19 protein-coding genes are annotated in these 17,845 nt (G+C 65.3%); 2 read left to right on the top strand and 17 right to left on the bottom strand.

All coding sequences use genetic code 11. The features are described 5' to 3' along the window. Positions 1 to 37: 37 nt before the first annotated feature. The 6 genes from AN401_RS09995 to AN401_RS09970 form a co-directional block, all read right to left on the bottom strand. Positions 38 to 967, bottom strand: coding sequence for a tRNA-dihydrouridine synthase (locus AN401_RS09995; protein WP_096779240.1), 930 nt, complete (start codon positions 965 to 967; stop codon positions 38 to 40). Positions 968 to 1,379: 412 nt separating this feature from the next. Beyond that, positions 1,380 to 1,820, bottom strand: a complete 441-nt coding sequence (locus AN401_RS09990) for a DUF3299 domain-containing protein (RefSeq protein WP_096780352.1) — start codon at positions 1,818 to 1,820, stop codon at positions 1,380 to 1,382. 38 nt (positions 1,821 to 1,858) lie between these two features. Beyond that, positions 1,859 to 3,106, bottom strand: a complete 1,248-nt coding sequence (locus AN401_RS09985) for an ABC transporter permease (protein WP_096779239.1) — start codon at positions 3,104 to 3,106, stop codon at positions 1,859 to 1,861. Beyond that, positions 3,100 to 3,786 (bottom strand): ABC transporter ATP-binding protein, encoded by a 687-nt coding sequence (locus AN401_RS09980; RefSeq protein ID WP_096779238.1) that lies wholly within the window; start codon positions 3,784 to 3,786, stop codon positions 3,100 to 3,102. Before AN401_RS09980 ends, AN401_RS09985 begins: the two co-directional genes overlap by 7 nt. A gap of 3 nt (positions 3,787 to 3,789) precedes the next feature. Beyond that, complete coding sequence (zrgA, locus tag AN401_RS09975; protein WP_096779237.1) at positions 3,790 to 4,434, bottom strand: zinc uptake protein ZrgA; 645 nt, start codon at positions 4,432 to 4,434, stop codon at positions 3,790 to 3,792. A gap of 562 nt (positions 4,435 to 4,996) precedes the next feature. Next, positions 4,997 to 5,875: a LysR family transcriptional regulator gene (locus tag AN401_RS09970; RefSeq protein WP_096779236.1), complete on the bottom strand. Its 879-nt coding sequence runs from the start codon at positions 5,873 to 5,875 to the stop codon at positions 4,997 to 4,999. An 89-nt stretch (positions 5,876 to 5,964) separates the two neighbouring features. Between AN401_RS09970 and AN401_RS09965 the strand changes: the two genes are divergently transcribed. After that, the gene (locus AN401_RS09965; RefSeq protein WP_096780351.1) at positions 5,965 to 7,155 is read left to right on the top strand and encodes an MFS transporter; all 1,191 of its coding nucleotides are present in this window, start codon (positions 5,965 to 5,967) and stop codon (positions 7,153 to 7,155) included. Here AN401_RS09965 and AN401_RS09960 read toward each other — a convergent pair. Then, a complete protein-coding gene (locus AN401_RS09960; RefSeq protein ID WP_232513278.1) occupies positions 7,145 to 7,675 on the bottom strand; it encodes a VOC family protein in 531 nt (176 codons plus the stop codon). The two genes, AN401_RS09965 and AN401_RS09960, sit on opposite strands and share 11 nt — an antisense overlap. A 5-nt stretch (positions 7,676 to 7,680) precedes the next feature. After that, complete coding sequence (locus tag AN401_RS09955) at positions 7,681 to 8,445, bottom strand: DNA repair ATPase (RefSeq protein WP_094038143.1); 765 nt, start codon at positions 8,443 to 8,445, stop codon at positions 7,681 to 7,683. A gap of 213 nt (positions 8,446 to 8,658) precedes the next feature. On the opposite strand from AN401_RS09955, the gene cysB reads away from it, so the two are divergent. Then, positions 8,659 to 9,633: an HTH-type transcriptional regulator CysB gene (gene cysB / locus AN401_RS09950; RefSeq protein WP_094038144.1), complete on the top strand. Its 975-nt coding sequence runs from the start codon at positions 8,659 to 8,661 to the stop codon at positions 9,631 to 9,633. A gap of 97 nt (positions 9,634 to 9,730) precedes the next feature. Here cysB and gloA read toward each other — a convergent pair whose 3' ends face one another. The 9 genes from gloA to rsxC all read right to left on the bottom strand — a co-directional run bounded on the left by gloA (position 9,731) and on the right by rsxC (position 17,844). Beyond that, complete coding sequence (gene gloA / locus AN401_RS09945) at positions 9,731 to 10,138, bottom strand: lactoylglutathione lyase (protein WP_096779234.1); 408 nt, start codon at positions 10,136 to 10,138, stop codon at positions 9,731 to 9,733. Positions 10,139 to 10,182: 44 nt separating this feature from the next. After that, entirely contained in the window at positions 10,183 to 10,569 is a 387-nt protein-coding gene (locus AN401_RS09940) for a CBS domain-containing protein (protein ID WP_094038146.1), read from the bottom strand. 146 nt (positions 10,570 to 10,715) lie between these two features. Next, positions 10,716 to 11,081, bottom strand: coding sequence for a transcriptional regulator (locus AN401_RS09935; RefSeq protein ID WP_094038147.1), 366 nt, complete (start codon positions 11,079 to 11,081; stop codon positions 10,716 to 10,718). Continuing rightward, the gene (locus tag AN401_RS09930; RefSeq protein ID WP_094038148.1) at positions 11,078 to 12,562 is read right to left on the bottom strand and encodes a DUF1538 domain-containing protein; all 1,485 of its coding nucleotides are present in this window, start codon (positions 12,560 to 12,562) and stop codon (positions 11,078 to 11,080) included. The genes AN401_RS09935 and AN401_RS09930 overlap by 4 nt, the downstream gene beginning before the upstream one ends. A 72-nt stretch (positions 12,563 to 12,634) precedes the next feature. Further along, positions 12,635 to 13,276 carry an endonuclease III gene (gene nth, locus AN401_RS09925; RefSeq protein WP_094038149.1) on the bottom strand — a complete coding sequence of 214 codons (642 nt, stop codon included), beginning with the start codon at positions 13,274 to 13,276 and terminating at the stop codon, positions 12,635 to 12,637. Then, the gene (locus tag AN401_RS09920; protein WP_094038150.1) at positions 13,273 to 13,968 is read right to left on the bottom strand and encodes an electron transport complex subunit E; all 696 of its coding nucleotides are present in this window, start codon (positions 13,966 to 13,968) and stop codon (positions 13,273 to 13,275) included. The genes nth and AN401_RS09920 overlap by 4 nt, the downstream gene beginning before the upstream one ends. Continuing rightward, positions 13,965 to 14,597 (bottom strand): electron transport complex subunit RsxG, encoded by a 633-nt coding sequence (gene rsxG / locus AN401_RS09915; RefSeq protein WP_096779233.1) that lies wholly within the window; start codon positions 14,595 to 14,597, stop codon positions 13,965 to 13,967. Before rsxG ends, AN401_RS09920 begins: the two co-directional genes overlap by 4 nt. Then, the gene (gene rsxD / locus AN401_RS09910; RefSeq protein WP_094038152.1) at positions 14,597 to 15,646 is read right to left on the bottom strand and encodes an electron transport complex subunit RsxD; all 1,050 of its coding nucleotides are present in this window, start codon (positions 15,644 to 15,646) and stop codon (positions 14,597 to 14,599) included. Before rsxD ends, rsxG begins: the two co-directional genes overlap by 1 nt. Then, positions 15,646 to 17,844 (bottom strand): electron transport complex subunit RsxC, encoded by a 2,199-nt coding sequence (rsxC, locus tag AN401_RS09905; protein WP_096779232.1) that lies wholly within the window; start codon positions 17,842 to 17,844, stop codon positions 15,646 to 15,648. Before rsxC ends, rsxD begins: the two co-directional genes overlap by 1 nt. Position 17,845 lies beyond the last annotated feature (1 nt).

The following is a 17,845-nucleotide window of genomic DNA, read 5'->3' as shown; positions in this document are numbered from 1 at the left end:
GTATAGGGCCGGGGCCACCGGCACATCATGATACAAATCAAAGGGAAGCCAGAGTCTGCCTGATCTCGGCGGTGTGCTTCAGGGTGCGGATACGGCCGAACAGGGCCTGAGCCTCGGGGTAGTGCAGCCTGAGGTAGCTCAGCCACTGCTTGATGCGGTTGGGGTAGTAAAGCCCCTTGTCACCCGCTATCTCCATCGCCGAATAGTCCAGCAGCAGGGCCACCACCTGCCGCCAGGCCATGGGCGCGGCGCCCCGGCCTATGGTGGCGGCCAGGTTGGGCAGGGCCAGGGCGCCCCGGCCCAGCATCAGATCCTGGCAGTGGCTCTCCCTCCGGGCCTGCCCGGCCTGGGCAGCGTTCCAGATCTCGCCGTTCACCACCACCGGAATGGCCAGGGCGCGGCGGATGTCGGCCACCAGGGGCCAGTGGGCGGGGGGACGGTAGCCATCCTTCTTGCTGCGGGCATGCACCGCCAGCTCGCTGACCCCGCCTTCCGCCAGGGCCAGGCTGTTCTCCAGGTAGGAGTCGCGCTCGTCCACCCCCAGGCGGATCTTGGCGCTCACCGGTAACGAGGCGGGCACCGCCGCCCGTACCGCCCTGGCGATGCGGTAGAGCAACTCGCTGTCGTTCAGCAGGGCGGCGCCGCCCCTGTGGCGGTTGACGGTCTTGGCCGGGCAGCCGAAGTTGAGATCTATGCCCTGGGCGCCCAGGCGACAGGCCTGGGCGGCGTTTTCCGCCAGCCAGTCCGGATCCTGCCCGAGCAGCTGGATGCGTACCGGGGTGCCCGCCGGGGTGCGGCAGCCCTGGTACAGCTCGGGGCACAGCCGGTAGAACACCCGGGGTGGCAGGCGCATGTCCACCACCCGGATAAATTCGGTCACGCAAAGGTCGAAGGGGTTGAGGCGGGTCAGCAGATCCCGCATCAGATGGTCAAGCACCCCTTCCATCGGGGCCAGTATCAGGCGCATGGTGGCTCGAGTCGGTTGAAAAGCGGGGATTGTATAGCGGCGAGCGGTTCAGGCAAAGCATGTTCCGGCCGTTGTAGGCGCCCGTTTACGTGGCGCGAACCGGCAACCGGCGGGGTGCCGGCAGGGCGGGCGCGGTATGTTCCGGTAGTTGTAGGCGCCCGTATACGTGGCGCAAACCGGCAACCGGTGGGGCCTGCCGGCTCCGGCGCGGTATGTTCCGGTAGTTGTAGGCGCCCGTTTACGTGGCGCAAACCGGCAACCGGCGGGGGCCTGCCGGCTCTGGCGCGGTATGTTCCGGCGGCTAAAGCGCCGGCTACGGGCGCCGGCTGTGCCTTTGGTTACCTCGGTGTCGCCCTTATGCGGGCGGGCGGCCCGCGCCCCAAGGGGGCGGGCAAGCCCCAGCCCCGGGCCTTTACAGATCGTAGGGCTCGACGCTGACCCCTTCGAGGGAATAGGAGGCGTTGGCCACTTCGTGGCTGGCGCTGACGGTGCGCAGGGTACCGGTCACCCAGACCGCGTCCCAGAGATCGTCCACCCGGGCGCCCTTGGGGTAGTCCACGTAGACTATCTGGTTGGTGGGCGGCGGCGGCACATGGATGCAGGCGCCGAAGTAGGGCACCAGGAAGAAGGTGGTCACCGCCTTGCTGTCACCCTCGAGCGGCACCACAAAGCCCGGCAGCCGCACCTTCTGGCCATCGAGGGTGGGCACCACCTTGCCCACCGGCTGAGGCGGAATGGCAAACTCGTCTTCGTGGTTCACCTCGGGGAAGGGCGGCGGGTTGAGCCGCTCTTCCATGGGGATCAGATCGTCCCACTCCAGCAGGGTGAATTCGTCGGCCCAGGCCGGGGCCATCAACAGGGCCAGGCTGGCCAGCCAGATACTGCATGTTTTCACTGTTTGATACTCATTCCGTCGTTAACCGAGTAGCGGTAGGCCTGGGCCGCCGGCAACAGGCCGATCACCAGGCCCGCCAGCCAGATAAGCCCGAGTAGGCGCCATTCGGCGGCCGTGGGCAGGCCGGGATAAAGCAGCAGCCCGTACTGAGCCTGTACCAGGGGGGCGGCCAGGCTGAGACCAAGATACAACAGCAGCAGCCCCAGTAACATCCCCAGGCCGGTCAAAATGGCCGCTTCCAGCGCCAGCAGCGCGAACAGGTGTCGCGGCCCGGCGCCGAGGGAGCGCAAAATGGCCAGTTCCCGCCGCCGGGCCGAAAGGCCGGCGAGCAGGGTGGTGAGCATGCCCAGCAGGCCGGCCACCACCACGAACAGGGCGATAAAGGCGATGGCCTTCTCGGCCATGCTCATCATGCTCCACAGCTCGTGCAGGGCGGTGCCGGGCAGGATGGCGGACAGGGGCTCGGCCCGGTAGCCGTTGATGGCCCGCTGCAGCTGGAAGGCCAGCACCTTGTTTTCCAGCCCCACCAGGAAGGCGGTGATGGCCTTGGGGGTGAGGTCGGCGGCGCGGGCCTCGGCCTCGCTCAGGGCGCGGGTCTGGCGGCCGCTCTGCCAGCCGAGGTGGATGGCCTCGAGCCCGTCGAGGCGCACATGCACCGTTCTGTCCACCGGGGTGCCGGTGGGGGCCAGTATGCCCACCAGGGTGAAGGGCAGGTCCTCGTGCAGGCTGAAGGAGGTGTTGCCGGCGCCATGGGCGATCACCAGCCCATCCCCCAGCCGGTAGCCGAGCTTTCGGGCCACGTCCGCGCCTATTACCGCCTCGAAGGTGTCATTGAAGGGGCGGCCTTGGGCCAGAGTCAGCGGCTGCTGGCGGCCGTAGGCGTAGTATCTGAAATAGTCCTCGCTGGTGCCCAGCACCCTGAATCCCTGGTGGGAGTCGCCCAGCGACAGGGGAATGGTCCAGGCCACCCCCTTCTGCTCCCTGATACGCTGGTAGGAATCCCAGCTGATGTTGTTGGTGGGGTTGCCGAGGCGGAATACCGAATAGAGCAGGAGGTTTATCTGGCCGGAGCGGGCGCCCACGATCAGATCGGTGCCGGAGATGGTGCGGGCGAAGCTGTCTTTCAGCTCATGGCGCACCTTTTCCACCCCCACCAGCAGCAGCACGCTGATGGCGATGGCGGCCAGGGTGAGGCCCGCGGTGAGCCGGCGCGCCCACAGGCTTTTGAGGGCCAGCATTAACATGGCGGTACCTTATTCAGTTCGGGCAGGGACACCACCCGGGAAAACAGCGGCTCCAGATGGGGGTCGTGGCTGACGAACACCAGGGTGCTGCCCTGCAGGTTGCATTCGTTGAACAACAGCTCGATAAAGGCGGCCCTGTTGTCGGTGTCCAGCGCCGAGGTGGGCTCGTCGGCGATGACCAGCTCGGGGCGGCCGATCAGCGCCCGGGCCGCCGCTACCCGCTGCTGCTGGCCGATGCTGAGGCGGTGCACCGGCTGTTGCCACAGACCGGGGGGCAGTTGCAGCTCGCCCAGCAGCCGTTCGGCCTCTTCCCGGGCCGGCGCCTGCAACCGGGCCCGCTTGTGGCGGGAGAAGATCAGTGCCGAGGTGACGTTTTCCAGTACCGACAGAAAGGGCAGCAGGTTGAACTGCTGGAAGATATAGCCCAGGTGGTCGGCCCGGAAGCGATCCCGGGCCCGGCCCGAGAGCCGCGACAGATCCTGGCCCAGCACCTCGAGCCGGCCCTGGCTGGCCCGCTGGATACCGGCCAGCAGGCCGAGCAGGGTGCTCTTGCCGCTGCCGCTCGGGCCCTTGATAAAGATGCGCTCGCCGGCGGCCAGCTCGAGTCGCGCTATATGCAGCAGTTCGGGCTGGCCGGGCCAGGCGAAGCGCAGGTTTTCCATGGAAATCAGTGCAGTCATTTATTACCAGCTGAGTTGGGGTTGTGCCGGGGTCAGGGTGGCGGCCACCTGGCCGGAAGGCAGGATACCCTGTACCTCGAGGCGGTTAAAGCTCGGAAACTGCTCGAACAGGGCCACGTCGATCCGGTTGAGGGCATCCGGCTGGTCGCAGTGATAGAAGTAGTGCACCTGGATATCGCTGTGACCATGCTCTTCATGGTCATGATCCTTATGGTCATGGTCATGGTCATGGTCATGTTTGTCATGATGCTCGTGTTGATGATCATCATGATGGTCGTGGTCGTGGTCGTGGTCGTGGTCGTGGTCGTGGTCGTGGTCCTTATGGTCATGACCGTGCTCGTCCTCGTCCTCGATCAGCTCGACCTTTTCCAGCCGGCAGCCTGCCGCCGGGGCCAGGCTGAAGAGGAGGTCCGCCTGGCGGAGCTTGCCCTGCGCCGCGGCCAGTTGGGCCTTTTCGGCGTCGGTGGCGGCGTCGTGCTCGAAACCGACGATGTCCGCCGCCGGGGCAGTCAGCTCCAGCACCAGTTGCTGCTGCTCCAGGGCCAGGTTGAGCTGGCCATGGCCGTGTTCGTGCACGCCGAGCTGGGTCTGGGCGGACAGGGCGAGGGGCAGCAGGGCCAGCGGGAAGGCAACAGGATTAAGTTTCATATGATGCTCCAATTGGATTGATTTTGTTACGTTATAACGTTTTTTGGGGCGGCCTGTAAAGATTGCCCTAGTGCAGCGGGCCAGTTGCTGTTTTTTTCGCCTCATCTCGCGCCACGTAAACGGGCGCCTGCACCTTATCCCCGTAGCCGGCGCTTTAGCCGCCGGGAATACCCGTGCCGGATCCGCAAGCACCCCGCCGATTGCCGGTTTGCGCCTTGGGGCGCGGGCGGCCCGCCCGCATAAAGGTGGCACCGAGGTGGGCGAAAGCACAGCCCAACCCGCGATGCCGATTCTGCCTCGAGCCTTTTTAAACTTGTGGTATGGCAGGGTTCGCGCTACGCGCGAAGGCAGGCGGGCCGCCTGCGCCCCAAGTATCGGCGCCGCCTGAGCTTTAAACTGGTCGGTGTTCCGGATTCCCGTTGCGCGCGAAGGCAGGCGGGCCGCCTGCGCCCCAAGTATCGGCGCCGCCTGAGCTTTAAACTGGTCGGTGTTCCGGATTCCCGCTACGCGCGAAGGCCGGCGGCCCGCCTGCGCCCCGGATGGACGTCGTTTGGGGGAATGTTCAGCCCCGGTGCTGCTCCCGGATAAAGTCGATAAAGGCCTGTTCGGCCCGGGACAGCCGCCGGTCGTCCGGCCAGGCCAGGCAAAGGTCGAGGAAGTAGGGCTCCTTAAAGGAAACGGCGAACAGGCTCGGGTCGTCCCGCACGGCCATGCGCAGAAAGGTGGTGATGGCAAAACCCTGGCGCACCACCGCCTTCAGCAGCGGGATCAGGTTGCTCTCGAAGCCGATAACGGGAGTGATGCCGGCCTGGCGGGCCACCTCCTCGATATATTCCCGGTGAAAGAAGCCGTGGCGGAACAGGGCCAGTTCCTGGCGCAGAAAGTCCTCGATGGCCATATAAGGCTGGTGGCGGGCCGGGTGCTCCGCCGGTACCACCGCCACCATTTCTTCCCGCAGCAGGGGCAGGCCGGTGAGTCCCGCCGGCAGGGAGGCGGTGAGCACGATGCCGAGGCCGAGCTTGCCCTGGCACAGACGCCCGAGCACATCCTGGGTGCCCGCGTCTTCCACCCGGATGGAGAGGCTCGGGTAGCGATGCTTGAATGCCATCAGCAGGGGCGGAAAGTAAAAGGAGCCGAGCATGCTGGGAATGCCGATGCAGACCTCGCCGGCGCTGAGATCGTGCAGGGCCGCCATGTCCTGCTCGGCCAGTGTCAGGGCGGCGAGGATACGCTCGGCATGCTGGTAGAGCCGTTCTCCCTCGGGGGTGAGCCGCAGCCGGCCCTGGCGACGGTCGAACAGGCCGATGCCGAGTTCCCGCTCCAGCTTCTTGATGGTCATGGTCACGGCGGGCTGGGCCAGGTGCAACTGCTCGGCGGCACGGGTGATGCTGCCTTCCCGGGCCACGGTGGCGAACTGGCGCAACCATTTGGTTTCAAGCATAAGGGTCAGTTATTTTTTCCATAAATTTTATATATTTCATTTATGCATTGGCGGGCGTTAAGGTCAAGGCTCTGCCCTTGGAGTTGCCCATGATAGATCTGAAAACCCCACTCTGGTGGCGTGCCACCCTGGCCCTCGGCCTCGGCTCCATGCTGGTGTTCATCAACCTTTACCTGACCCAGCCGCTGTTGCCCCTGCTGGCGCAGGACTTCGGGCTGTCGGCCCTGGATGCCGGCTGGGCGCTGTCGGTGGCCACCCTGGGGCTGGCGGTGGGACTCTTGTTCTGGGCGCGGGTGGCCGACCGCCTTGGCCGCAAGCCGGTGATGCTGGGCTGCCTGCTGGTGGCGGTATTGCTCGGCATGCTGATTTCCCGGGCGCCGGGCTTCGGCACCTTGGTGTGGCTGCGCGCCCTGCAGGGCTTTTTCCTGGCCGGGCTGCCGGCCACGGCGGTGGCCTACATGGGGGAGGAATTTACCCCCAAGGCGCTGGTGACCAGCATCGGCATCTACATCGCCGCCAATTCCGTCGGGGGCATCGCCGGGCGGGTACTGGGCGGGCTGATCGCCCAGTGGGCGGGAGGCTGGCAGGCCAGCTTCCTGATGCTCGGCGGGCTCAGCCTGCTGCTGTGGCTGCCGCTGCTGAAGCTGCTGCCCCGCTCCCGTCATTTCGTGCCGGCGGCCAGGGGGGAGGGCGCCAGCGCCCTGCTCGGGCATGTGCGCAATCCCCTGCTGTGGCCGGTGTACCTGGTGGGCGGGCTCAACTTTATGGTGTTTCTCAACCAGTACACCTATGTGGCCTTTTACCTGGCGGCGCCCCCCATCAGCCTGGCGCCGGCGGCCCTGGGGCTGTTGTTCCTGACCTACCTGACCGGTACCTTCGCCTCCGGCATCAGCGGCTGGCTTATCCACCGCTTCGGCCTGTGCCAGACCCTGCTGCTGGCCATCGGCATCATGGCGGTGGGCAACCTGGGGTTGCTGAGCGAGCGGCTGCCGCTGATCCTGCTGGCGCTGCTGGTGGACAGTTTCGCCTTTTTCCTGGCCCACGCCTGCGCCAGCAGCTGGGTGGGGCGCAGCGTGCAGCAGCACCGGGCGCTGGCGTCGTCGCTTTACCTGGTGTTTTACTACCTGGGGGCCAGCCTGGGCGGGCTTTATCTCTACCCGTTCTGGGAAGGGGCGGGCCTGCCCGGGGTGGCGATGGGCATGATGCTGGTGCTGGGGGTGACGGCGGGGCTGAGCCTGCGGCTGTGGCGCCTGGAGCGGCGGGTGCCGGTCAGCGCCTGAAGTAGTCCGCGGGTACCGGCACCACCTCATTCCGGGCGATTTCCGCGGCAATGGTGTCCGCCAGGCTGTGCAGATGGAACTTGATCTGACAGGGGGGCAGGGCCAGGGTCAGCTCCGGCGGGTTCTGCCGCAGGCTACTGGTGTCGAAGGACACCCGGGGATAGTCCCGCAGCAGTCGCTCCAGGCTCGCCACCACGATTTCGCCGTGCTCCAGGCCGGGGTGGTGGACCTTGCCCGGCTTGGGCGCGGCCAGCTCCAGGCAGGGGACGGGGCCAAAGGGGCTGGCCAGCGGCTGGTGCAGCCGAAAGGTGACGATGGGCCTGCCGCCTATCATGCCTTCCACCAGCACCTCGCCCGCCGCCGCCAGTGAACGGCGCAGTTCAAGGTACTGGTCATTGCTTGTCGTTCGGTAACAGACATGGTCCATGGGCCCCAGGTCGAGGGGCAGACCCTGTTGTTCCATCCCCCGGGCCAGGTGGTCGAAGAAAGGCCGGGGATCGCCCAGTATCGGCTCCAGCATGGGCGTTACCACTTGCGCTTGGGCTGGAACAGCACATCGAGTTCGGAGGTGACTTTCTGCTCTTCCCGCTCCTCCTGCTCGCGCATGGCCTTGTCCTGATCCTGGCTGAGTTCGTCAAGCCGGTTGCGCAGGGCTTCTTCCATTCTTTTCAGCTGTTCGTCCTTGTCCGGGATCATGCTGACCGCCTTGACTCCTTTCTCAAGCATTTGCCGGGCCATGTTGATTTCCCGGTTATCGAAGGCCGAGCGTGCCCGTTTGATCAGGTTGGTCAGGTTGATCTTCAACTGGATAAGCTCCAGCCGCCGATCTTCCAATACGAAGTGCTGGGTCCCCAGCTTGCCTTTATTGTGTTCGGCGCGCAGCACCATCCTCAGTCGTTTGACGATCTGCAGCATATGGATGGCTTGCTGATCCGACTCCGGGGTTTTGATCCCTTCGGATTCCATTTGATAGTGATCGCGCAGATGCTGGAACTGTTGTTCGACACCGGCAATGCGGCCTTTTATTTGCGGATTGTCGGGATCCTGCTGTTGCATGGCTTGCAGGCTGCCGAGGATACGTCCGTACAGCACCAGCATCAGGGTTTTGCTGTAGGGTAACTGGCTGGCACTGAGCAAAAGCTCGTCCGTTTCATTGATCTGGTGCTTGTGTTTCAGCATCAGGGTGCGCTTTTCGGTTTCCTGCTTTTGCCGGTATTGTTGAATCACATTGTATAGGATGACCAGAAACAGCAGGGCGCCTATGGCTATGAGTACCAGGGTCAGAATCATCTGTCAGCGGCTCGCTTCGGTTAGGAGGATGGTCTGGATGGAAATGTTAACCCAGTAGCGACGCTTTGGCTAACTTCCCGCGCCCAAGGAGAGTAAAACCGGCGATAGTTCAGGCGATTAGGGGGGATTAAAACGATTCTCTGCGGCCACTATCGAGGATATTCCGCCAAGGTCTGATAGTATTTAGCTAAGTCACCCTAACCCCGAGCCGCCATGAAACTGCAACAGTTGCGCTACATCGTGGAAGTTGCCAACCACAACCTGAATGTGTCCGCCACCGCCGAAAGCCTGTACACCTCCCAGCCCGGGATCAGCAAACAGGTGCGCATGCTGGAGGACGAGCTGGGCATTCAGGTGTTCGAGCGCAGCGGAAAGCACCTGACCCAGGTTACCCCGGCGGGCAGGGACATCATCCGCATCGCCGGCGAGATCCTGGGCAAGGTGGAGAGCATCAAGGCGGTGGCCAGCCAGCATACCCATCCGGATCAGGGCTCGCTCAATATTTCCACCACCCATACCCAGGCCCGTTATGCCCTGCCCGCGGTGATCAAGGGGTTTATCGAGCGCTACCCCAAGGTGTCGCTGCACATGCACCAGGGCACGCCGGCGCAGATCAGCGAGTCGGTGGCCAAGGGCGCCTCCGATTTCGCCATTGCCACCGAGGCCCTGCACCTGTATCAGGATCTCATCATGCTGCCCTGCTATCACTGGAACCGTTGCATCCTGGTGCCCAAGGGGCATCCGCTGGCGGCCATCGAAAAGCCAGGCATCGCCGATATTGCCCAGTATCCGCTGGTGACCTATGTGTTCGGTTTTACCGGTCGCTCCGAGCTGGATATCGCCTTCAACCGGGCCGGCTTCGAGCCCAAGGTAGTGTTCACCGCCACCGACGCGGACGTGATCAAGACCTATGTGCGGCTGGGGATAGGGATAGGAGTGCTGGCCAGCATGGCGGTGGATCCGGTGCAGGACGCGGATCTGGTGGCCATCGATGCCAGCCACCTGTTCGCCGCCAGTACCACCAAGATAGGGTTTCGCAAGGGCACCTTCCTGCGCAGCTACATGTACGATTTTATCGAGCGTTTCGCGCCCCACCTCACCCGGGAGCGGGTGGACAAGGTGATCTCGCTCAAGGCCCCGGACGAAATCGACAAGCTGTTCGAGGGGATAGAGCTGCCTTATCGGTAGCCGGGTTGGAGCGCGGGCGGCCCGCCCGCATTGGGGCTTGCACCGGGTTTCCCGCAGTGCGGGAATGCAGGCGGGCCGCCTGCGCCCCATGTCAGCTTTACTCCCCCAGTCCCTTGCCGGCGTCTTTCTTGGCGATCAGCTCAATCTTGTAGCCGTCCGGGTCTTCCACAAAGGCGATGACGGTGGTGCCGCCCTTGACCGGGCCCGGCTCCCGGGTCACCTTGCCGCCGGCGGCGCGGATCTGCTCGCACATGGCGTAGATGTCGTCGGCTTCGATGGCGATATGGCCGTAGGCGGTGCCCAGATCATAGCGGTCGGTGCCCCAGTTGTAGGTCAGCTCCAGTACCGCTTCGTCCTTTTCCTCGCCGTAGCCGACAAAGGCCAGGGTGTACTGGTATTCGGTGTTTTCGCTGGTGCGCAGCAGTTTCATGCCCATGATATCGGTGTAAAAGGCGATGGACTTGTCCAGATCGCCGACCCGCAGCATGGTGTGCAAAATACGCATATTCAAGACTCCCGGTAGTTGAATGTAAAATCAGTCCGTTATGGTTATTCCACCATGTCCAGTATGGTGTCGATAATGTCGGTGATGGTAATAAGCCCCACCAGGCTGTTGTTGTCGAGCACCAGTATGCGGTTGAAACCGTAGCTGGTCATCAGCCGGGCCACGTGCTTGATGGCCAGGTCCTGGCCCACGGCGATGGCCGGCTTGGCGCAGACATCGTAGACATTGATAAGATCGATGTCGCCGCTTTCCGCCACTATGGTCTTGATGATGGTGGAGTAGGTGATAAGGCCGTAGGCGTCGTGCTCGTTGGCCTTGTCCACCACCAGGCATTTCACCTTGTGCCGTTTCATCAGGCTCAGGGCTTCCCGCACCTTGGCGAAGGGGGAGACGGTGATGACCTCGGTCACCATGATATCTTTTACCAGCATGTGGGTGCTCCTTAACTACCTGGCCCATCAACCGGGTATCACACACAGACACGCCGTAAACCCATCCATGGGGGCTCCGCCGCGCCATCCCTGGCGCGGAGGGTCTGCTTAGCGATACCCGGTCGCTGTTCCGGGTTATCTTCTGTTTAAAAGTCATCCTTGATAAAGCGTTCGAACTGTTCGAGCTGGGCCGCCTCTATGCCGCCCAGGTGCTCCAGGGGCAGGGTCAGCACCACGCCCTTGGAGGCGCCTTCTTCCTTGTCCTTCGGGATGATGGCAAGCTCCGCCTGAATGGCCTTCAGCACATGCAGCGACAGGTTCTTCTCCAGCACCATCAGCAGTATGCTCTGGGAGCCCTCGTAGGTGAGCCCGAAAAAGGTCTTCTTGCTGCTGGTGCCGATGCCCCGGCCATTCATGATGGTCACGCCGCCGGCTCCGGCCTCCTTGGCCGCATCGATGCAGCCCTGCTCCAGCTCTTCGGGCACTATGGCCACCAGTAACGAAAATTTCATGAAGATGCTCTCCGGTATTTAAATAGCAGATCCGCTGCGATGGCGTAGATCATCACCGTCACTATGGGGTAGATGGAGGCGAAGGCGATAAGGCCAAAGCCGTCGATCAGCACGTTGCGCCCCTCGATATGGCTGGCCAGGCCTATCCCTAAGGCGGTGATCAGCGGCACCGTCACCTCCGAGGTGGTGACCCCGCCCAGATCGAAGGCCAGCGCCAGTATGTTGCGCGGGCAGATCCAGATCAGCAGCAGCACCAGCAGGTAGCTGCCGATGATGAAGTGGTGGATGGAGCCGCCGCTGATGATGCGGTGCACGCCCAGGGTAATGCCCAGGGCCACCCCCAGGGCCACCACCAGGCGGATGGCCCGGGCGCTCAGTTCGCCGGGGGCGGCCTGTTCCGCCTGGTGGCCCACGGCGATCAGCGCCGGCTCCGCCATGGTGGTGGCGAAGCCGATGGCGAAGGCGAACAGGTAGATATAGAGCACCCGATCCTGGCCGATCAGCTGTTCGGCCATGCGGGTGCCGATGGGAAAGAGGCCGAGCTTGAGGCCGACCACGAAGGCATAGAGCCCCACCAGCACCATCAGAAAGCCGAAAAACACCCGGGTCGGGTTGGACAGGGAACGCTTGAGCACCAGGTACTGGAAGAACAGCACCACCACCAGTATGGGGGTCACGTCCCGCAGCATCAGAACGAGGTCGAAAACGACCCTTAGCCAGGGGGAATGGATAACGGTGTCCTGGATGTCGTTCGCCGGCACTGGCAGGGGGGCCGCGCCCAGGCTGTAGGTGACGATGCCGTAGAGCTGCACGCTGACCATGGGCACCATCACCGCCAGGGCCACCAGGCCGAAGCCGTCCATCAGCGGGTTGCGGCCCTTGATGGAGGCGGCCAGGCCGATGCCCATGGCGGCGATCAGCGGCACCGTCACGATATTGGTGGTGACCCCGCCCGAGTCGTAGGCCAGGCCGACGATTTCGGGCGGGGCGAAGAAGGTCACCAGCACCACCAGGCTGTAGCCGCCTATCATGTACCAGTGCAGGCCCTGGCCGAGGATGATGCGCAGCACCCCGGCGGCCATTACCAGGCCCACCGACAGGGCCACGATCAGGCGCAGGGTCAGGGCCTGGATGCGGCCCTGGCTGACCAGCTCGGCCTGGGAGGCCACCGCGATCAGCGCCGGCTCGGCGATCACCGCCGAAAAGCCCATGGCGAAGCCGAAACAGAGCAGTATGGGCACTGAGCCCTTGCGGGCGAACTGGTTGGCCAGGCTCTTGCCGAGGGGAAAGATGCTGAGCTCCAGCCCCTGCAGGAAGAGGGCGATGCCGGCCGCCACGATAAGCAACCCCAGCGCCATGCCGGCGGCGTCCTCCGGCCACTGGCCGAGCAGCAGCTGGAACAGCAGCACCACCCCTATGATGGGCAGCAGGTTGTTCAGGGCATGTAAAAAGGCGCCGGCAAAGAGCCTGAGGGTATGCAAGCCATGCTCCTTAGGTTACTCGGTTGAACCCCAGTCTACCCCCGAACAGGGGGACGGGTCCAAGCCCGGGCTTCAGGAATCGGGATATTGCTTGTCTTTATACTCGCACAGATCCTCGATGATGCAGGCGCCGCAGCGGGGCTTGCGCGCCAGGCACACATAGCGGCCGTGCAAAATAAACCAGTGGTGCACGTCCAGCTTGAATTCCGCCGGCACCCACTTCAGCAGCTTCTGCTCCACCTCGTCCACGTTCTTGCCCGGGGCGAAGCGGGTGCGGTTGGCCAGGCGGAAGATATGGGTGTCCACCGCTATGGTCGGCCAGCCGAAGGCGGTGTTGAGCACCACGTTGGCGGTCTTGCGGCCCACCCCGGGCAGGGCCTCGAGGGCTTCCCGGTCTTCCGGCACCTCGCCGCCGTGTTTTTCCAGCAGTATGGCACAGGTCTTGATGACATTTTCGGCCTTGGAGTTGAACAGCCCTATGGTCTTGATGTGCTCCTTTACCCCGTCCACCCCCAGGGCCTGCATGGCGGCGGGGGTGGGGGCGGCGGCAAACAGGCCCTTGGTGGCCTTGTTGACGCTCACGTCCGTGGCCTGGGCCGAGAGCAGCACGGCAATCAGCAGCTCGAAGGGATTGGCGTAGTTCAGCTCCGTGGTGGGGTGGGGGTTGTCCGCCCGCAGCCGCTCCAGGATCTGGCGGCGTTTTTCCATGTTCATAACGAGGTGACCCTTGCTCTGGTGATCTCGGCCTTGGGCGCCGGGGCGCGGCGGGCCGCCAGGCGCCCGTCCAGCCAGTTTTTGGCGGCGATCAGCATCCCCAGGCCGATAAAGGCGCCGGGGGGCAGTATCGCCAGCAGGAAACCGTTGTCCAGGTGCAGCACATCGACGCGCAGCCCCGCCGCCCAGTCGCCCAGCAGCAGCTCGGCGCCGTCGAACAGGGTGCCCTGGCCCAGCAGCTCGCGCAGCCCGCCCAGCACCAGCAGCACGGCGGTAAAGCCCAGGCCCATCATCAGGCCGTCGAGGGCGGCCAGGGGCGGGCTGTTCTTGGAGGCGAAGGCCTCGGCCCGGCCGATGATCACGCAGTTGGTGACGATAAGGGGGATAAAGATGCCGAGCGACTGGTACAGCCCGTAGGTATAGGCGTTCATCAGCAGCTGCACGCAGGTGACGAAACTGGCGATGATCATCACGTAGATGGGAATACGCACCTCGTTCGGCACCCAGCGGCGCACCAGGGAGACGGTGAGGTTGGAGCCTATCAGCACCAGCATGGTGGCCAGCCCCAGGCCCATGGCGTTGGTCAGGGTGCTGGTCACCGCCAGCACCGGGCACAGGCCGAGGATCTGCACCAGGGCCGGGTTGTTCTTCCACAGCCCCTGGCGGATGATGTCTTTCTGTTGTTCGGTCATAGGGTCTCTCCGCAGCGGGGAGCCTGGCTCAGCAGCCCGGGCTCCTGTTCCAGCATCAGCAGCACCTGGCGCACCGCCTTGACCACCGCCCTGGGGGTGATGGTGGCGCCGGTGAAGGCGTCGAACTGGCCGCCGTCCCGGCGCACCGCCCAGCGGGGGTCTTCCTCGCCGATCAGTTCCATGCCGTCGAAGGCCAGCACCCAGGGGGATTTTTTCAGTTCTATCTTGTCGCCCAGGCCCGGGGTTTCGTTGTGGGCCAGCACCCGCACGCCCGAGAGACGGCCGTCGGCGTTCACCCCCACCACCAGCTTGATGGCGCCGCTGTAACCGTCGGGGGCGATGGCCTCGATGGCATGGCCCCGCACTTCGCCGTTTTTCACCGCGGTAAAGGCGGGCAGGGGATCCCGGCTGCCGAGGTAGTGTTCGCTGGCCACCAGGGCGCAGTGGTTGAACAGGGGCTCGTCGTGGCTGTCGGGGGGCAGCAACTCGTTCAGTACCAAGAGCAGTTGGGCCTGCTCCTGGGCCACTATAGTGTGGCGGGTCAGGCTGTGGGTAACGGCCACCAGGGCGGTACAGCCCAGGGCGAACAGCGCCAGGACGAGGCCGTTCTTGCGCATCATCTCCAGCATCAGCGGGCCTCCCCGTAGGTCTTGGGCTTGGTCAGGCTGTCTATCATGGGCACCGTCATGTTGGCCAGCAGCACCGCGAAGGCCACCGCGTCCGGATAGCCGCCGAAGGTGCGGACAAGGTAGATCAGCAGGCCGATCAGGGCGCCGTAGACGAGGCGGCCGCGGAAGGTGGTGGCCGCCGACACCGGGTCGGTGGCGATAAAGAAGGCCCCCAGCATGGTGGCGCCGGAAAAGAGGTGCATCATGGGGCCTATGGTGCCATCGGGGGAGACCATAAAGCCTACCAGGCTGAGCAGGAAGAGGGTGCCGAGCATGGCCACCGGGATGGGCCAACTGATGAGCCGCAGCCGCAACAGGGCGAGGCCGCCGGCCAGGTAGGCCAGGTTGACCCACTGCCAGCCGATGCCGGCCAGGCCGCCGAACACCGGGCCGGCCAGGATTTCACTGCCGGTGTGGCCCTGGGTGAAGCCGGTTTTCAGGGTATCGAGCGGGGTGGCCATGGTGGTGCCGTCGGCCAGCTCGCGCAATTGGTGGGGGGCGAAGCCGTCCAGGGTGAAACCGGTGAAGATAGCCGACAGGCTGTCCAGCAGCCCCGGCGGGTAGGTCTGCAGCGCAAGCGGCGGCAGCCAGCTGGTCATGGGCAGCGGAAAGGACACCAGCAGCAGCACATAGGCCACCATGGCCGGGTTGAACAGGTTCTGGCCCAGGCCACCGTAGAGCTGCTTGGCGACGATGATGGCGAAGGCGGTGCCGATCACCACCAGCCACCAGGGCGCGAGCGGCGGCACGGCGATGCCGATCAGCAGCGCCGTCAGCAGGGCCGAGTTGTCCCTGAGGGGAGCGAAGCGCCGCTTGCGCAGGGCCAGCACCAGGGCTTCGGCGGCGTAGGCGGTGGTCACGGCCAGGGCTATCTGGACCAGGCTGCCCCAGCCGAAGAACCACCACTGCACCAGTATGCCCGGGATCAGGCAGTAGCAGACCCGCCGCATCAGGGTGGCGGTGTTCAGGGGGGCGTGATCATGGGGTGAGCTGCTGAGTGTAAACGCCATTAGGACTCGTCTTCTCGATCGGGTTGAGAGGGGGTGGCCTGCTGCTGGGCCCGGCGGGCCTTGGCCCGCTCCACGGCGGCCTTGATGGCCGCTTTTTTGGCGGCGTCGGCATCCTGGGTTTCAGCCGGCTGTTCGGCCGCAGGGGGGGCAACGTCTGCTCCGGCCGGGGCGGCTTCGCCTTGCTGCTCGGCCTTGCGCGCCTTGGCGCGGGCGATGGCGGCGGCCACGGCGGCCTTTTTGTCGCCGTCGGACTTTTCCGCCGCCGGGGCGGCTTCGCCTTGCTGCTCGGCCTTGCGCGCCTTGGCGCGGGCGATGGCGGCGGCCACGGCGGCCTTTTTGTCGTCGTCGGACTTTTCCTCCGCCGGGGCGGCCCCGGCTTGCTGCTCGGCCTTGCGCGCCTTGGCGCGGGCGATGGCGGCGGCCACGGCGGCCTGCTTGTCGTCGTCGGACTTTTCCGCCGCCGGGGCGGCGTCGGCTTGCTGCTCGGCCTTGCGCGCCTTGGCGCGGGCGATGGCGGCGGCCACGGCGGCCTGCTTGTCGTCGCCGGATTTCTCCGCCGCCGGGGCGGCCTGAGCCTCCTGTTGGGCCTTCAGTTCCCGGTTGCGACGGGCTTCTTCCTTGCGCGCGGCGCGGGCGGCGGCCATGTCGTCGGGGCTCTGCTCCTGCTGGCGGGCCTTGACCCGGGCCAGGGCGGCGGCCACCGGATCCTCGCCACCGGCGGCCACCTGCTCGGCCATGCGTGCCTTGCGTTCGGCGGCGGCCTTCTCCTGGCGGACCTGGCGCTCGGCCTTTTCCCGCTCCAGCCGCGCCTGGCGGGCCTCGAAGCGGTGCTTGGCCCGCTCCGCCAGCTCCGCCTCGCGCTGGGCCTGGCGGATATCGGCCTTGGCCACCCGGTAGTACTGCACCAGGGGGATCTGGCTGGGGCAGACATAGGCACAGGCGCCGCACTCGATGCAGTCGAACAGGTTGTGGCTGTTGAGCTTGTCGTGCTCCTGGGCGCGGGCAAACCAGTACAGCTGCTGGGGCAGCAGGCTGGCGGGGCAGGCGTCGGCGCACTGGCTGCAGCGGATGCAGGCCAGCTCCTCGCCGGGCGGCGGCAGTTCGGCCCGGGTCGGCGCCAGCACGCAGTTGCTGCCCTTGATGATGGGGGCGCTGGCGCTGTGCAGGGTAAAGCCCATCATGGGGCCGCCCATGATGATGCGCTGCTCCGGCTCGGGAGCGAGCCCGTAGCGCTTGAGCAGGTAGCGCACCGGGGTGCCGATATGCACCCAGGCGTTGCCGGGTTCGGCAAAGGCGTCGCCCGCCAGGGTGACCACCCGGCGGATCAGCGGCTCGTCGTCCAGCACCGCCCGTTTCACCGCGAAGGCGGTGCCCACGTTCTGCACCACCATGCCGATGTCGGCGGGCAGGCCGTTGTGGGGCACCTGGCGGCCGGTGAGGATCTCGATGAGCTGCTTCTCGCCGCCGGAAGGATACTTGGTGGGCACCGCCACGATCAGGATCTGGTCGTCGCTGTTGGCCGCGCGCAGGGCGGCCAGGGCCTCGGGCTTGTTGTCCTCCACCGCCAGCACCGTCACCCGGGGCTGGACGATATGGCGCAGTATGGCGATGCCCTCGAGGATCTCGGCGGGGTGTTCGCGCATCAGCCGGTCGTCGGCGCTGATATAGGGCTCGCATTCCACCCCGTTGATGATCAGCGCCTCTATGGCCTTGCGCCGGGGCATCAGCTTGACGTGGGCCGGAAAACCGGCGCCGCCCAGGCCGGTGATGCCGGCGGCGTGGATGCGCTCCAGCAACACATCGGCATTGAGTGCCTGGTAGTCGGCGATGGGGAAGCGCGGCCGCCACTGATCTTCGCCGTCGGGCCTGAGCACCAGGCAGGGGCCGTCCAGCCCCGAGGGGTGGCACAGGGGCCTGTCCTCGATGGCGATGATGATGCCCGAGGTGGGGGCGTGCACCGGTATCATCATGGGGTTGAGCGGCTCGGTCAGGGGCTGGCCCTTCAATACCCGCTCGCCGGCCTTGACCTTGAGCCGGGCCGGCTGGCCGATATGCTGGCGCAACTGCAGCACCAGCTCGTCCGGCAGGCCGGCGTCGCCGATGGGGCCCTGGTTGGCCGGCGCCTTGCGTTCGGGCGGATGGATGCCGCCGTGAAAACCGTGCAGCTTGCCTGCGTTCAGATCCTGTAACAGCGACATC

This window comes from Zobellella denitrificans (genome assembly GCF_002407485.1).
In the GTDB taxonomy this organism is placed as follows: Bacteria; Pseudomonadota; Gammaproteobacteria; order Enterobacterales; family Aeromonadaceae; genus Oceanimonas; species Oceanimonas denitrificans.
The sequence above is the reverse complement of the archived record's forward strand: the minus strand, read 5'-3'. Positions and strand labels throughout refer to the sequence as shown.

Coding starts and splice junctions, on each gene's coding strand:
- zrgA (WP_096779237.1), bottom strand. CDS start 4,434: ATGAAACTTAATCCTGTTGCCTTCCCGCTGGCCCTGCTGCCCCTCGCC.
- nth (WP_094038149.1), bottom strand. CDS start 13,276: ATGAACATGGAAAAACGCCGCCAGATCCTGGAGCGGCTGCGGGCGGAC.
- AN401_RS09935 (WP_094038147.1), bottom strand. CDS start 11,081: ATGAAATTTTCGTTACTGGTGGCCATAGTGCCCGAAGAGCTGGAGCAG.
- AN401_RS09995 (WP_096779240.1), bottom strand. CDS start 967: ATGCGCCTGATACTGGCCCCGATGGAAGGGGTGCTTGACCATCTGATG.
- rsxC (WP_096779232.1), bottom strand. CDS start 17,844: ATGTCGCTGTTACAGGATCTGAACGCAGGCAAGCTGCACGGTTTTCAC.
- AN401_RS09970 (WP_096779236.1), bottom strand. CDS start 5,875: ATGCTTGAAACCAAATGGTTGCGCCAGTTCGCCACCGTGGCCCGGGAA.
- AN401_RS09920 (WP_094038150.1), bottom strand. CDS start 13,968: ATGACCGAACAACAGAAAGACATCATCCGCCAGGGGCTGTGGAAGAAC.
- AN401_RS09960 (WP_232513278.1), bottom strand. CDS start 7,675: ATGCTGGAGCCGATACTGGGCGATCCCCGGCCTTTCTTCGACCACCTG.
- AN401_RS09990 (WP_096780352.1), bottom strand. CDS start 1,820: ATGGCCCCGGCCTGGGCCGACGAATTCACCCTGCTGGAGTGGGACGAT.
- rsxG (WP_096779233.1), bottom strand. CDS start 14,597: ATGCTGGAGATGATGCGCAAGAACGGCCTCGTCCTGGCGCTGTTCGCC.
- AN401_RS09940 (WP_094038146.1), bottom strand. CDS start 10,569: ATGCTGGTAAAAGATATCATGGTGACCGAGGTCATCACCGTCTCCCCC.
- cysB (WP_094038144.1), top strand. CDS start 8,659: ATGAAACTGCAACAGTTGCGCTACATCGTGGAAGTTGCCAACCACAAC.
- rsxD (WP_094038152.1), bottom strand. CDS start 15,646: ATGGCGTTTACACTCAGCAGCTCACCCCATGATCACGCCCCCCTGAAC.
- AN401_RS09955 (WP_094038143.1), bottom strand. CDS start 8,445: ATGATTCTGACCCTGGTACTCATAGCCATAGGCGCCCTGCTGTTTCTG.
- AN401_RS09965 (WP_096780351.1), top strand. CDS start 5,965: ATGATAGATCTGAAAACCCCACTCTGGTGGCGTGCCACCCTGGCCCTC.
- AN401_RS09985 (WP_096779239.1), bottom strand. CDS start 3,106: ATGTTAATGCTGGCCCTCAAAAGCCTGTGGGCGCGCCGGCTCACCGCG.
- gloA (WP_096779234.1), bottom strand. CDS start 10,138: ATGCGTATTTTGCACACCATGCTGCGGGTCGGCGATCTGGACAAGTCC.
- AN401_RS09980 (WP_096779238.1), bottom strand. CDS start 3,786: ATGACTGCACTGATTTCCATGGAAAACCTGCGCTTCGCCTGGCCCGGC.